Below are 12,792 nucleotides of genomic sequence, written 5' to 3'. Positions count from 1 at the left end.
ATACTATAATTATACGGTAACTATGCGGAAACGAATACAAAAGCTGCGGTCCCTTTCTTATCATGAGCGGAAAACAGGTTTTGTATTCGTTTTGGTATACAAGATGAAGAGAAATGCCGCTGTTCACCCTGGGGACAGCAGCGGAATGGAAAGGCGTCCTTATGATAAATTTTGGAAAGCTGAAAACATTGGGGGTTTTGGGAGGTCTGGGACCACAGGCCACAGATTTTTTTTACAATGGAGTGATTGAACATACAGATGCGTCCTGCGACCAGGAGCATATTGATATGATTATTTTAAGCCACGCGACTACGCCGGACCGGACAAAAGCCATCTTGACCGGGGAGGATCATGAGCTGATCCGGTCGCTGATCCAGGATGTCCAGATGCTTGAGCAGGCGGGGGCGGCCAATATCGCTATCCCATGCAATACGTCCCATTATTATTATGAACAGATGCAGGCAGCGGTACATATTCCAATCATCCATATGGTCCGGGAGAGTGTGCGCTATGCCAGGGCCAAGTTTGAGAATGTGAAGCGCATTGGCATTATGGGCACTGACGGAACCATCGCCACGGGGATTTACGACGCGGAATGTGAGCGTGCCAAAGTGACGGCGGTACATCCGGGGGCTCAGCGGCAGAAAGATGTGATGCACATTATTTATGACGAGATCAAAGCCGGTGAGCGGGGAAGCAAGCATCTGTTTAACCGTGTGGTGGATGAGCTTACCAGGGAGAAAGGCTGCGAAGTGGTCATTCTGGCATGTACGGAGCTGTCGGTATATAAACATTTTCATGAAGTCCCGGACTGCTGCCTGGACGCCATGGATGTGCTGATCCGGGAAGCGATCCTTCGCTCCGGAGCGGTTTATCAGTAATCGGGAGGATAAAATAATAAAATGAAAGAATTGAAACAGTATCATTTATCAGAATACATCCAGTGTCTTGAGGATAGCGGACTTTTGGCCAAAGGCGCGCCGGAGATTTTGGGAGATCCGCTGATTAAAGGGCTGACTTATAATTCAAAAGAGGTGTCGGAGGGCACATTATTTATCTGCAAAGGCGCGGCTTTTAAGGCAGACTACCTGAGAGAAGCCTGCAGCCGGGGCGCCTGCGCCTATGTGAGCCAGACCGCCTACGATGTGGACATTCCATGTATTTTAGTGGCGGATATTCGCCGGGCTATGCCTTATCTGGCTGATCTGTATTTTTGCCGGCCATGGGAAGAACTGAACCTGATCGGTATTACCGGGACCAAGGGAAAGTCAACCACAGCCTACTATATTAAAGCTATTATTGACGATTACATGGCCGCGGTGAGAGGCCGTGAGAGCGCGGTGATCTCCTCCATTGATGTGTACGATGGCGTTGTAAAAAAAGAGTCCCATATTACAACCCCGGAATCTGTGGAGCTGATGGAACATTTTCGCCATGCTGTGGACAGCGGCATCACCTACCTGGAGATGGAAGTGTCCAGCCAGGCGCTGAAATATGATCGTGTGGATGGAATCACTTTTGACGTGGGCGTGTTTCTCAATATTTCAGAGGATCATATCAGTCCTATAGAGCATCCGGATTTCAATGATTATCTGGAAGCAAAGCTGCGGATATTCTCACAGACAAAAACCGCCTGCGTCAATCTGGATTCTGATGAGATCGGGCGGATTATGGAGGCTGCGAAAAATGCCGGGAGCGTGGTCACTTTTGGAACAAAGCCGGAGGCGGATATCCGGGGCTACGGTATCCGCAAGGATGGCATGGATACTATATTCCATGTGGCCTGCGACCGGTTTGACCAGGAGTTTATTCTTGAGATGCCAGGACTGTTTAATGTGGAAAATGCTCTGGCAGCCATTGCCATTGCCTATGTTTTGGATATACCTGTGGAATACATGTATTCCGGACTGAAACGGGCCCGATCCAGCGGACGTATGGAACTGTACCACAGCCGGGATCACAAAGTGGTGGCTATTGTAGATTATGCCCACAACAAGCTGAGTTTTGAAAAACTTTTTGAATCTACCCTGGAGGAGTATAAGGGCCGCAAAATTATTACTATTTTTGGCTGTCCTGGGAAAAAGGCATATATCCGCCGCAGAGATCTGGGTACGGTGGCCGGTAAATATTCGGACATGATCTATCTTGTGGCCGAGGATCCGGGGGAGGAGCCGGTGGAAAACATTTCCAGGGATATTGCCCAGTATGTTCAGGCTCAGAACTGTCCCTACGAGATGATTGAGGATCGCGGTGAGGCCATTAAAAAGGCTATTTTGGAGACAAAAGAACCAACTGTCATTCTGATCACAGGCAAGGGCAATGAAACCCGGCAGAAGTATGGCAGGGAATATGTGGACTGCCCTTCAGACGTGGCATATACCAAGGAATTTATAGAGGAGTACGACCGTACCCATGGCTGATGTGAAAAAAACAACAGGTTTTGGCGAAGAAAAAAGCTTTCGGGGGAAACTGGCGTCGGCGCTGTGGGATTACGGGCAGTCGGACGCATACCCTTTTCATATGCCCGGACATAAGAGGAATCCTGCGTTTATGACCCTTCCGCCGGTTAATTCTATAGATATTACAGAAATTGACGGATTTGATGATCTTCACCACAGCGATGGAATTTTAAAAGAAGTCCAGGAAAGGGCGGCCCGCGTCCGGGGGGCCGAACGGACATGGTTTGTGGTCAACGGAAGCACCTGTGGCATACTGGCGGCGGTGTCCGCCTGCGTCCGTCCGGGGGAGCGCATTCTCCTGGCCCGCAACTGCCACAAGGCGGTGTACAACGCCATCGAACTTAGGGGACTTAACCCGGTCTATCTGTATCCTAAGCTCCATGAGAAATATGGAATCTATGAGGGCGTGGAGGCACGGGAGGTTCAAAGGCTTCTGGAAATTTATCCGGATATTAAAGCGGTGGTCATCACATCTCCCACCTATGAAGGGATCATTTCCGATGTGGAGGCTGTGGTCCGGGTGGCCCATGAGGCGGGGATTCCCCTTATTGTTGACAGCGCCCACGGCGCTCATCTGGGATACAGTCCGGATTTTTTTCCGTCACCGGTGTCCCTTGGGGCGGACCTGGTTATTGAAAGTCTTCACAAGACATTGCCGTCCATGACCCAGACCGCTCTGCTCCACCGCTGCATGGGCCTGGTGGATGAGCGGAAGGTGGAGAAATATCTGTCTATGTATGAGTCGAGCAGCCCATCCTATGTGATGATGGCGGCCATGGATCAGTGTGTTTCATTGTTGAAAGATCAGGCAGGGCCATTATTTTCCCAGTTTTTTGGACGGCTGGAGAAATTTTATCAGGACTGTAGGGGCCTTAAAAATATGCGGCTTTTAATGCCCGGAGACTTTCAATACGCTAAAGGTTATGATCTCTCCAAGCTGGTCTTTTATGTGACCTGCCGTGCGGGTATGGGACCTTGGCTTTATGACCGCTTGAGGGAAGATTATCATCTTCAGATGGAAATGGCGTCGGCGGACTATGTTTTGGCCATGACCAGTATTTGCGATACCGATGAGGGTTTTCGCCGGCTGAAAGAGGCGGTTTTTGCCCTGGATGAAAGGCTGGAAGATTATGACGGAGTACAGACCCAAGGGAAGGACTGCTCCCTGGCAACAGGCAAAGGGACCCTTCTGGAAGAAAATCTGAACCGCCCGGCGATACCAGTGATGAATAGCGCACAGGCTGCGGAAAGAGAGTGTGTCTGGGTGGATCTTAAAGACGCGCCGGGACATATCAGCCAGACGTATGTCTATATCTATCCGCCGGGAATACCTATGATCGTTCCCGGAGAACAGGTGCCAAAGGCAATGCCATCCCAGGTAGTAAGGTTTCAAAAAGCAGGGCTTAAAGTTCACGGACTGGAAACAGGGGAGACAGGAAAAGAAGAACCCCGCATGGCGGTCATCGCTCCGGAAAAGGAGATCGGGCCGGGAGGAAATATTGATGAGTAAAATTTTTTGCGTCATGGGTAAAAGCGCGTCGGGTAAAGACTCGGTGTTTAAAAAACTGGCGGCAGATCCCGGACTTGGGCTGCGCACTGTAGTCCCATATACTACCCGTCCCATACGTGAAGGCGAGCGGGACGGCGTCGAATATTATTTTACAGATGAAAGGCATTTTCAGGATTTAAAACAATCCGGAAAGATCATAGAGGACCGGGCGTACCATACGGTTCATGGGCTGTGGCGGTATTTTACAGCGGACGACGGACAGATCTGCCTGTCGCCGGAAAATAATTACATTATTATCGGAACACTGGAAGCTTACCGACAGATGCTTAACTATTTCGGCCCTGATATCATGCGTCCCGTCTATGTGGAAGTGGAAGACGGACAGCGGCTTTTGAGGGCTCTGAAACGGGAACAGTTCCAGACAAAGCCCCGGTACGCTGAAATGTGCCGTCGTTTCCTGGCAGACTGCGAAGATTTTTCGGAAGAAAAAATCGGGGATTGTGGCATTATAAAAAGGTATGCTAATATAGAGTTAGAACAGTGTGTCCGCCAGATTAAGGCGGATATTGAAGAAGAGATTAAAAAGGGGTGAGTGTTGTTGGCAAGTTTTAAAGATGTGATCGGACATGAACAGATCATTGAACATTTAAGTAATTCTCTGAAAAATAAAAAAATCAGTCATGCGTATATTTTTTGCGGGGAAGACGGAACCGGGAAAAATATGCTGGCAAAGTTGTTTGCCAAGGCACTTCAATGTGAGGCTGGCTATGGCGACAACTGCGGGATGTGCCGCTCCTGCCGTCAGGTAGAATCCGGTAATCAGCCGGATATCCGGTGGGTGACTCATGAAAAGCCTGCCAGTATCGGCGTGGATGACATTCGGGAGCAGGTCAATAATGACATTGCCATAAAGCCCTACAGCAGCAAATATAAGATCTATATTATTGATGAAGCTGAGAAAATGACACCCCAGGCTCAGAACGCTCTGTTAAAGACCATTGAGGAGCCGCCTTCCTACGGGGTGATCATGCTTCTGACGAACAATATGGACGATCTGCTCCAGACTATACGTTCCCGCTGCGTCACATTAAGTCTGAAAGCCATTCCTACGGGGAAGATTCAGGAGTATCTTATTGAAAAATATGAGATCCCCGATTATAAAGCCCGCATCTGTGCTTCTTACGCCCAGGGAAATATGGGAAAGGCTATCCGCATGGCCACCTCAGATGAGTTTAACGAGCTTCACAGCTCTGTCTTAAATCTTGTGAAAAATGTTGACGATATGGATATTTACATGGTTATGGACGCAGTGAAAAAATTGTCAGAATATAAAGTTGAAATTTATGATATTATTGATATGATGATGGTGTGGTACCGGGATGTCCTTATGTTGAAACTGACCAACGATCCCAATCTTTTAGTGTATCCGGAAGAGTATAGCGCTCTGTCCAAAAGAGCATCCAGGTCCACATTTGAGGGGCTTGACTATATCATTAAAGCCATGGAAAAGGCAAAGACCCGCCTGCGGGCCAATGTCAACTTTGACACAGCATTAGAATTAATGCTTTTAACGATAAAGGAGAATTAGACTATGGTAAATGTAATCGGAGTCCGTTTCCGGAGCGCGGGGAAGATTTATTATTTTGATCCCGCCGATCTGCCCGTTGAGACAGGACAGCATGTGATTGTGGAAACTGCCAGAGGCGTGGAATATGGACGTGTTATGACCGGGCCCAGGCAGGTGCCCGATGAGTATGTGGTGTCGCCCTTAAAGCCGGTGATCCGCATTGCCACTCCGGAGGATGATGAGATCGAGGCAAAAAATAAAGAAAAAGAGAAAGAAGCCTTTAAAATCTGCCTGGAAAAAATTGCCAAGCACAAACTGGAGATGAAACTGATCGACGCGGAGTATACTTTTGACAATAACAAAGTGCTGTTTTATTTTACCGCCGACGGCCGCATTGATTTCAGAGAGCTTGTAAAAGATCTGGCTTCTGTATTTAAGACCCGCATTGAGCTTCGCCAGATCGGTGTCCGGGATGAGACAAAGATTCTGGGCGGTATGGGTATCTGCGGACGGGAGCTGTGCTGCCACAGCTTTTTGTCGGAGTTCGCCCCGGTGTCTATTAAAATGGCCAAGGAACAGAATCTTTCCCTCAATCCGGCCAAAATTTCCGGCGTGTGCGGCCGTCTTATGTGCTGTCTGAAAAATGAGCAGGAGACTTATGAGTACCTTAACGGCCGTCTCCCGTCTATCGGGGATACAGTGACCACCGATGACGGTTACAAAGGTGAAGTCAGTGACGTCAATGTGCTGCGTCAGACGGTTAAGGTGATCATTACCCAGGAAAATGACGCCAAAGAGATTAAAGAGTACCGTGTCAAACAGTTAAAGTTTAAGCCCAAAAGGCGCAAAGAGAAGATGAACATTAACGACGCGGAACTGAAAAAGCTGGAAGCTCTTGAGAAGAAGGAGGGTAAATCCGCGCTGTGACAACAACAGGATTATTAAAGCCGGGTGAGCGCATGGATGACCTGGAGCGCAACGGCTACAAGATCATACAGACGCCCAACCGTTTCTGCTTTGGCATGGACGCGGTGCTTCTGTCCGGATTCGCCCAGGTGAGAAAAGGGGAGACGGCTATTGACCTTGGAACGGGAACCGGGATCATCCCTATTTTGCTGGAGGCCAAAACGCCGGGGAAGCATTTTACCGGACTTGAGATCCAGGAGGAGAGCGCAGATATGGCCCGGCGCAGCGTGGCCTACAATCACCTGGAAGAAAAGATAGATATCATCCTTGGGGATATCTGCCAGGCGGGAGAACTGTTTCCAAAGGCATCTTTTGATGTGGTCACATCCAATCCCCCCTACATGAATGATATGCATGGTCTGAAAAATCCATCGGATGCCCTGGCCATCGCTCGTCATGAGGTTAAGTGTACCCTGGACGATGTGGCGGCGGCAGCCTCCGCCCTGCTCCGCTCTGGCGGCCGTTTTTATCTGGTCCACCGGCCCTTCAGGCTGGTGGAGATTTTTTCTGCCCTGACCCGGTATCATCTGGAACCGAAACGGATGCGTCTGGTCTATCCTTTTGTGGATAAGGAGCCAAACATGGTCCTCATCGAGGCTGTCCGCGGCGGACGCTCCATGATCAAAATAGAAAAACCCCTCATTGTTTATGAAAAACCGGGGGTTTATACGAAAGAAATTTATGATGTTTACGGGTATTGATGGGGATGTCCCAGGAGAACCGTAATCCCCAAATATAGATTCTTTGCTGGCCCGGGCAATGCGGTCATAATGGCCGCTCCAGCGCCAGGTTGGTTATCCAGCATAATCGCCTTTCTGTATTATAATCTGGCAGCCAATTAAAAGCAGGTTTTTCAATGATCATAGTATTTTCTCTGAAATCCTGCAATGGTATCTTAATATAGTTATATATTTTCCCAAAATCGTTGGATGGAAAACTTGAAAGAACAGTGGTATGATAAAACCATAGACTGCACTGCTTTGGCACGGAGCAATCAGTGCTGAAGCAGGCGTCAAAATACCTTTTGACGCCTGTGTCATTATATTATATGCGAGGAGGATTTTTATGTCAAAGATACCTTATATCGGTGAAGTTAACGGAATCAAAACACTGTTTGTGGACGACAGACCCTTTTTTGTCCGGGGAGGCGAGCTGCACAATTCCAGTTCATCCAGCCTGGAATATATGGAAGAAAAAGTATGGCCTATGCTTAGAGGTCTAAATATGAATACGGTTGTTCTGCCTGTGGCCTGGGAAAATATTGAGCCCACAGAGGGCGGCTTTGATTTTTCCCTTGTAGACGGACTTCTTGACCAGGCCCGCCGGGAAGGGATGAAGCTGGTCATTTTGTGGTTCGGCCTGTGGAAAAATTCTGAATCCAACTATGTACCTATGTGGGTTAAACGGAACTATGAGACATACTGGCGGGCGGAAAATGCTAAAGGGGATAAACTTAATATTATTTCACCTTTCTGTAAAGCGGCGGTGGAAAAAGACGCCCTGGCTTTTGGAAAGCTCCTTGAGCATTTAAAAGACGTGGACAGTGAGGACAACACTGTGATCTTCCTTCAGGTAGAAAATGAGATCGGCGTTCTTCATTCTGAAAGAGATTTCAGCGCCGGCGCTGAGAGTCTTTTCCAGTCGGCGGTGCCGGAAGATATTAAGACTCTGTTTGACGGGGATGAGCGTTTCCCTGCCAATATGGACGGCCAGAGCTGGCCGGAAGTCTTCGGGGAGAATGCCTGCGAAATGTTTATGTGCTGGGGCTATGCCAACGCGGTGGAGACCATTGTCCAGTCGGGACAGAGACAGTATAAACTGCCTATGTATGCCAATGCCTGGCTGGAGCAGCATCCGTGGCGTCCGGGAACTTATCCCTGCGGCGGTCCTATCGCTAAAATGCATAAGATCTGGAAGCACTGCGCGCCGTCTCTCTTTACTTTTGGCCCGGATATTTATGTGCCTTACACCGCGGATGTTATGGACGAGTATGCCGCGCCGGACAACCCGCTCTTTGTCCCCGAAGTGCGCAAGGACCCGGGAGCGGTGAGCTATCTGCTCTATGCGTTTGGCCATAACAATGCCATCGGCGTTTCGCCTTTTGGGGTGGAGGATATTAACGCGGACCCGGCAACTCTGAAAAAACCGCCATTTTTTGTAATGATGGCTTTAAATATCGATCCGGCGGCCATGGACTGCAGCGCTACAGCCCCCTACCTTTCCGCAGTTTATGGATTTATCCGCGAGATGGAACCTCTGCTTTTAGAGTACCGGGGGACTGCTCATATGAAGTCCTTTGTTAAGCATAACGCTGTGGATGACGGTATTATGCTGTCCTTTGAGAAATATGATATTGTAGTTAATTATGGCCGCACAGAAGAGAAGAAACCGGTGGCTTCCGGAATTATTTACGAGCTGGCTCCGGATCGCTTCCTTATGACTGGAATGAATTATACATTTACCATCTATCCTAAAATGGGTGACCGCAGCGAGGTTGTTATCGGCGAGGCCCGGGAAGGCCGTCTGGAACAGGGCCGCTTTGTCTCCGGGCGTATTCTCAACGGTGATGAGCGCATGGATATTAATCTCGGGGATATGCCGGGAGCTGTCAGTGTAGAGGTCTACACCATTTAATGTTTTTTGAACCGGATAATTGCCTCGGACCGTTTAATGGTTCCGGACAATACCATTTTGCCGGCGAAAGTCGCCGGGAGAAATATGTTCAATTTTTTTGAAAATCTTATTAAAGTAACTGCTGCTGTTGAAACCGCACAGGCTTCCGATGGTGTGGGCCGGGAGATCGGGCATGCCAAGCAGCAGTTCTTTGCTGTGTTTTACCCGGGTCTGCTGGACATAGTCAAAAATGCTCATGCCTGTGGCGGACTTAAAGAGCTGACACAGATACTCTTTGGACAGGCCGCACAGACCGGCGATATCATCAAGGTAGATCGGCTCCCGGTAATGTTCTTCAATATAAGAAATGACCGGCGATATCCGTTGAGACTGGCCAAAACGGGGCGTATCTGACGGCCTGGAGGTGTGGAGCGTCAGAAACAGGAGAAATTCATAAATAATAGCGGAATATTTTGCGCCGGCAAATGCTGGGGGCAGCGGTTCCATGTTGTAAATCTTTTTAAGAATATCCATGGCTTGGGACGCTTCCCCAAGATCAAAGACGTCAGATGTATTTAAAGGGGTGTTCTTCAGAAGCTTTTCAATACCGTAGCCGTTGAAGCAGACAAAGCTGACCATCCACTGCTCCTGATGTTCTACGGACTGGTACATATGTGGGATGCCTGGTTTGATAAACATGCCCTGGCCCGGATGGATCAGGTATTCCCTGGACTGGATGTGAACACAGCCCCGGCCGTTAAGGCACTGAATCCATTGATAGACGGGGAGGCCGTCAGGGCGCCGTACAGACTCCTGGGGATGATTCATCCCAAGGCTGTACAGCATAAATGGCAGGTCAAGGTTGTTGTTAAAGTTGGATGGAAATAAAATATCAGACATGGTACCCTCCCGGTTTTTTATAAACGAACATAATAAAAGCCGCAAAGCTGAATTGTTACTATATATCATAAAACCAGACGGCCTTAAAGGCAAGGGAGAAAAGGTAAGATTTCAAATATCAGAAATGGGGCGATAAGTATGGGAATTGCGGTTTTTTATGAAAATATCGCGGAAGGCGTTCAGTATTGCCAGGGGGATATGGCCGGGACGCTAAAAAAGCTTAAAACAATGGGAATGGACCGGATCTATCTCAGCGACCGGAGTTTCTACCAGGATCAGGATCTTTTGGAGCCTTTGCTCAAAGAACTGGATCTTGGGGTGGAAGGGATGTTTACTTTCGCTGATTTCGCCCATGATCCGCACAGTCAGGATTATAAAAAGTTTATTGATCTGGCAAAAAGCCTGGGCGCAGGCAATGTTCTCATCATCCCGGGAGTGATCCCGACGGAGGAGACCGGGGACAGCCAAAGGCTGACGCAGAATATGATATGCGGTATGGGAAAGGCGGCCAGATATGGGAAAGAGCAGGGCGTTAAAGTGTCCATGGAAGACTTTGACGGACTGGCTGCGCCGTTTTGTTCGATCCGCGGACTGAAACAGTTTATGGATGCCATTCCGGAGCTGTTTTGCAGTTTTGACACCGGCAATTTTATTATGTATCATGAAAATGAGCTGGAAGCTCTGGAATTATTTAAAGACCGCATCTGTACGGTGCATATGAAAGACCGGAGCAGGACGCCGGTCTATCCCGGTGACCGTCCGAAAATCTGCGGGGACGGTGCCAAAGAGTATCCCTGTCCTGTGGGATATGGCACCATAGCTATGGAGGAGATTATCCGCCGGCTGAAATCCTGGGGCTATGAGGGCAGCTATATTGTGGAGTTGATGGACTGTACTCCAAAATATTTGCCGGAAGCCATTGAAAAATCGGTGAGATGGCTGAAAGCGCATATTTGAAGGGAGAAGGACAACATGAAGATTGGTATTAATGTGATGAGTTCGATTAGGGAAATGCGTGAGGATTTTGAAGGGACAGCGTCAAAGCTGAAATCCTGGGGCTGTGATTATTTTGAGGCCATGTCCGACTGGGGCGCCCGCCAGGAAACTGTGGATCATTACGCCCAGTTTACGGGGGAATCTTACTGGGACCGGGAAAATACGCTGAAACGTCTGGAATATCTCCGCTCCATCGGCATGGATATTAAGGGCATGTTTGTATTTGATGAGCTTTTGGAAGAGCAGGCCAAAGACCTGGGGATTTACTGCCGGGACAATCATATCGGATATGTGGTGCTGAGTTTTCTCGACTACGGCGCTGTTGATGAGATTTACGAGAAGATCAGCCTGATCAAAAAAGTTTCTGAGGTTCTTAAAGATTATGGAGTACGTCTGTATCTTCATAACCATGAACACGACATGAACATAGTGACAGACCGTGATGGCCGGGATAAAGCTATGATCGACGTATTTTTGGAACATCTCTCCCCGGAAGAGCTGATGCTTGAGGTGGACACTGGATGGCTCATTTACGCCGGCATAGATCCGGTGGCCTATGTGGCGGAGCATGAGGATCGGATTGCCATTCTTCATCTGAAAGATATTGTCCCTGATTTTAAAACCAGGGACAGAGATAAAATCTTTGTGGCCTGCGGCAAAGGGGTGACAGATTTTAAGGCGCTGTTTAACGCTCTGTCTCCAAAAAAGCGGGATGAGATCCTTTATGTTATTGATCAGGATAACTCTCAGGGGAGTATCCTGGATGATTTAAGGGACGGGATTGTTTATCTGAAGGCGCTGTAAAATCCCAAAAGGCTCTGGCGCCGGCCGATAACAGTTTACGGCGGGCACAGATCATATAAATATCGGTGACCAGTGAAGGCGAGGCAATATCTATGTAGTCCAGCTTCCGGTCATCGGTATATTTTTTTATGGAAGGCGGGGCAATGGCAATGCCCATATTTCCGGCGACAAGGGGAATGATACTGGAAATCTGGTTATACATGCCGATAATCTGGTAGGAGCCGCCGTTGGTGGAGAGCCAGTTGTGGACTTCATTTTGAAGGGGCTGGCGGGAGGGAATAAACAGAGGGTACTGACAGATCTGGTCTAGTGTGGCCGGCGGCGTCTCCGGTTTTGAGTGAATTACCTCGCTAAATCTTATGTCAACTTCTGCCTTTCCTTTTGCCGCCAGGGGATGGCCTTTGGGAGCGACGGCGATCCAGGCTTCCTGGGATATGCGGGAAAATTCCAGATTTTCCATGGAAATGGGTTCCCGGACAATGCCAATATCCAGAAGGCCCTGTTCCACCCTCTGGCTGACGTCAGTGCTGCTGCCGCACCAGATATTGTAGGATACATGAGGATAGAGCCTGGAAAATTGCGGGAGGATACCGGGGAGGACGCCAGCGCTGCATGTCTCTGTAATGCCTAAAAGGAGAACGCCCTTAACCTCCTGGCTTTTCATCTGGGCAAGCTGCTGGGCGGTATGCTGAGCCATGTCAAGGATATGCTGGGCCTGCTGGGCCAGATATTTTCCTTCCTCAGTGAGCTGGATACGGCGTTTCCCACGAATAAAAAGAGTAACACCAAGTTCCTCTTCAAGCTGGGAGAGCTGGCGGCTCAATGGCGGCTGGGAAATATTCAGTTTCCGGGCCGCGTGAGTGATATTTTGTTCTGCTGCAACGGTGAGAAAATAGTGGAGAGTCCGTAATTCCATTAATTATCATACCTTTCAAGTATTATATAGCATATATTATATGTATTTTAAATTATTTGGT

12 protein-coding genes are annotated in these 12,792 nt (G+C 48.7%); 10 read left to right on the top strand and 2 right to left on the bottom strand.

All coding sequences use genetic code 11. The annotated features are described in order from the left end of the window. Positions 1-161: 161 nt before the first annotated feature. The 8 genes from cuyB (at position 162) to HNP82_RS05465 (ending at position 9,136) form a co-directional block, all read left to right on the top strand. Positions 162-881: a cysteate racemase gene (cuyB, locus tag HNP82_RS05500; protein ID WP_183772332.1), complete on the top strand. Its 720-nt coding sequence runs from the start codon at positions 162-164 to the stop codon at positions 879-881. A 21-nt stretch (positions 882-902) separates the two neighbouring features. Continuing rightward, positions 903-2,420, top strand: a complete 1,518-nt coding sequence (locus HNP82_RS05495) for a Mur ligase family protein (protein ID WP_183772330.1) — start codon at positions 903-905, stop codon at positions 2,418-2,420. Continuing rightward, the gene (locus tag HNP82_RS05490) at positions 2,413-3,969 is read left to right on the top strand and encodes an aminotransferase class I/II-fold pyridoxal phosphate-dependent enzyme (RefSeq protein ID WP_183772328.1); all 1,557 of its coding nucleotides are present in this window, start codon (positions 2,413-2,415) and stop codon (positions 3,967-3,969) included. The genes HNP82_RS05495 and HNP82_RS05490 overlap by 8 nt, the downstream gene beginning before the upstream one ends. Further along, the gene (locus tag HNP82_RS05485; protein ID WP_183772326.1) at positions 3,962-4,561 is read left to right on the top strand and encodes a guanylate kinase; all 600 of its coding nucleotides are present in this window, start codon (positions 3,962-3,964) and stop codon (positions 4,559-4,561) included. Before HNP82_RS05490 ends, HNP82_RS05485 begins: the two co-directional genes overlap by 8 nt. Positions 4,562-4,567: 6 nt before the next feature. Further along, the gene (gene holB / locus HNP82_RS05480) at positions 4,568-5,557 is read left to right on the top strand and encodes a DNA polymerase III subunit delta' (RefSeq protein WP_183772323.1); all 990 of its coding nucleotides are present in this window, start codon (positions 4,568-4,570) and stop codon (positions 5,555-5,557) included. A 3-nt stretch (positions 5,558-5,560) separates the two neighbouring features. Continuing rightward, on the top strand, positions 5,561-6,463 hold the full coding sequence (locus HNP82_RS05475; RefSeq protein ID WP_183772321.1) for a PSP1 domain-containing protein: 903 nt from the start codon (positions 5,561-5,563) through the stop codon (positions 6,461-6,463). Between the two features lie 32 nt (positions 6,464-6,495). Continuing rightward, a complete protein-coding gene (locus HNP82_RS05470; protein ID WP_183772630.1) occupies positions 6,496-7,203 on the top strand; it encodes a tRNA1(Val) (adenine(37)-N6)-methyltransferase in 708 nt (235 codons plus the stop codon). 364 nt (positions 7,204-7,567) lie between these two features. Beyond that, the gene (locus HNP82_RS05465; RefSeq protein ID WP_183772319.1) at positions 7,568-9,136 is read left to right on the top strand and encodes a DUF5597 domain-containing protein; all 1,569 of its coding nucleotides are present in this window, start codon (positions 7,568-7,570) and stop codon (positions 9,134-9,136) included. 33 nt (positions 9,137-9,169) lie between these two features. On the opposite strand, the gene HNP82_RS05460 is transcribed toward HNP82_RS05465, so the two are convergent. Beyond that, positions 9,170-10,015, bottom strand: a complete 846-nt coding sequence (locus tag HNP82_RS05460; RefSeq protein WP_183772317.1) for a helix-turn-helix transcriptional regulator — start codon at positions 10,013-10,015, stop codon at positions 9,170-9,172. A 138-nt stretch (positions 10,016-10,153) separates the two neighbouring features. On the opposite strand from HNP82_RS05460, the gene HNP82_RS05455 reads away from it, so the two are divergent. Together HNP82_RS05455 and HNP82_RS05450 are read left to right on the top strand one after the other, a co-directional pair. After that, a complete protein-coding gene (locus tag HNP82_RS05455; protein WP_183772315.1) occupies positions 10,154-10,972 on the top strand; it encodes a sugar phosphate isomerase/epimerase family protein in 819 nt (272 codons plus the stop codon). Between the two features lie 15 nt (positions 10,973-10,987). Beyond that, entirely contained in the window at positions 10,988-11,815 is an 828-nt protein-coding gene (locus tag HNP82_RS05450; protein ID WP_183772313.1) for a sugar phosphate isomerase/epimerase family protein, read from the top strand. On the opposite strand, the gene HNP82_RS05445 is transcribed toward HNP82_RS05450, so the two are convergent. Further along, on the bottom strand, positions 11,739-12,731 hold the full coding sequence (locus HNP82_RS05445; protein WP_183772311.1) for a LysR family transcriptional regulator: 993 nt from the start codon (positions 12,729-12,731) through the stop codon (positions 11,739-11,741). The genes HNP82_RS05450 and HNP82_RS05445 overlap by 77 nt on opposite strands. Positions 12,732-12,792: the final 61 nt, after the last annotated feature.

The sequence above is a fragment of the Catenibacillus scindens genome, from assembly GCF_014202115.1.
In the GTDB taxonomy this organism is placed as follows: Bacteria; Bacillota; Clostridia; order Lachnospirales; family Lachnospiraceae; genus Catenibacillus; species Catenibacillus scindens.
The sequence above is the reverse complement of the archived record's forward strand: the minus strand, read 5'-3'. Positions and strand labels throughout refer to the sequence as shown.

What these genes read in the sequence shown, in the direction of transcription:
- HNP82_RS05460 (WP_183772317.1), bottom strand. Translation starts at nt 10,015, where the DNA reads ATGTCTGATATTTTATTTCCATCCAACTTTAACAACAACCTTGACCTG.
- cuyB (WP_183772332.1), top strand. Translation starts at nt 162, where the DNA reads ATGATAAATTTTGGAAAGCTGAAAACATTGGGGGTTTTGGGAGGTCTG.
- HNP82_RS05475 (WP_183772321.1), top strand. Translation starts at nt 5,561, where the DNA reads ATGGTAAATGTAATCGGAGTCCGTTTCCGGAGCGCGGGGAAGATTTAT.
- HNP82_RS05495 (WP_183772330.1), top strand. Translation starts at nt 903, where the DNA reads ATGAAAGAATTGAAACAGTATCATTTATCAGAATACATCCAGTGTCTT.
- HNP82_RS05455 (WP_183772315.1), top strand. Translation starts at nt 10,154, where the DNA reads ATGGGAATTGCGGTTTTTTATGAAAATATCGCGGAAGGCGTTCAGTAT.
- HNP82_RS05445 (WP_183772311.1), bottom strand. Translation starts at nt 12,731, where the DNA reads ATGGAATTACGGACTCTCCACTATTTTCTCACCGTTGCAGCAGAACAA.
- HNP82_RS05465 (WP_183772319.1), top strand. Translation starts at nt 7,568, where the DNA reads ATGTCAAAGATACCTTATATCGGTGAAGTTAACGGAATCAAAACACTG.
- HNP82_RS05485 (WP_183772326.1), top strand. Translation starts at nt 3,962, where the DNA reads ATGAGTAAAATTTTTTGCGTCATGGGTAAAAGCGCGTCGGGTAAAGAC.
- HNP82_RS05450 (WP_183772313.1), top strand. Translation starts at nt 10,988, where the DNA reads ATGAAGATTGGTATTAATGTGATGAGTTCGATTAGGGAAATGCGTGAG.
- HNP82_RS05470 (WP_183772630.1), top strand. Translation starts at nt 6,496, where the DNA reads ATGGATGACCTGGAGCGCAACGGCTACAAGATCATACAGACGCCCAAC.
- HNP82_RS05490 (WP_183772328.1), top strand. Translation starts at nt 2,413, where the DNA reads ATGGCTGATGTGAAAAAAACAACAGGTTTTGGCGAAGAAAAAAGCTTT.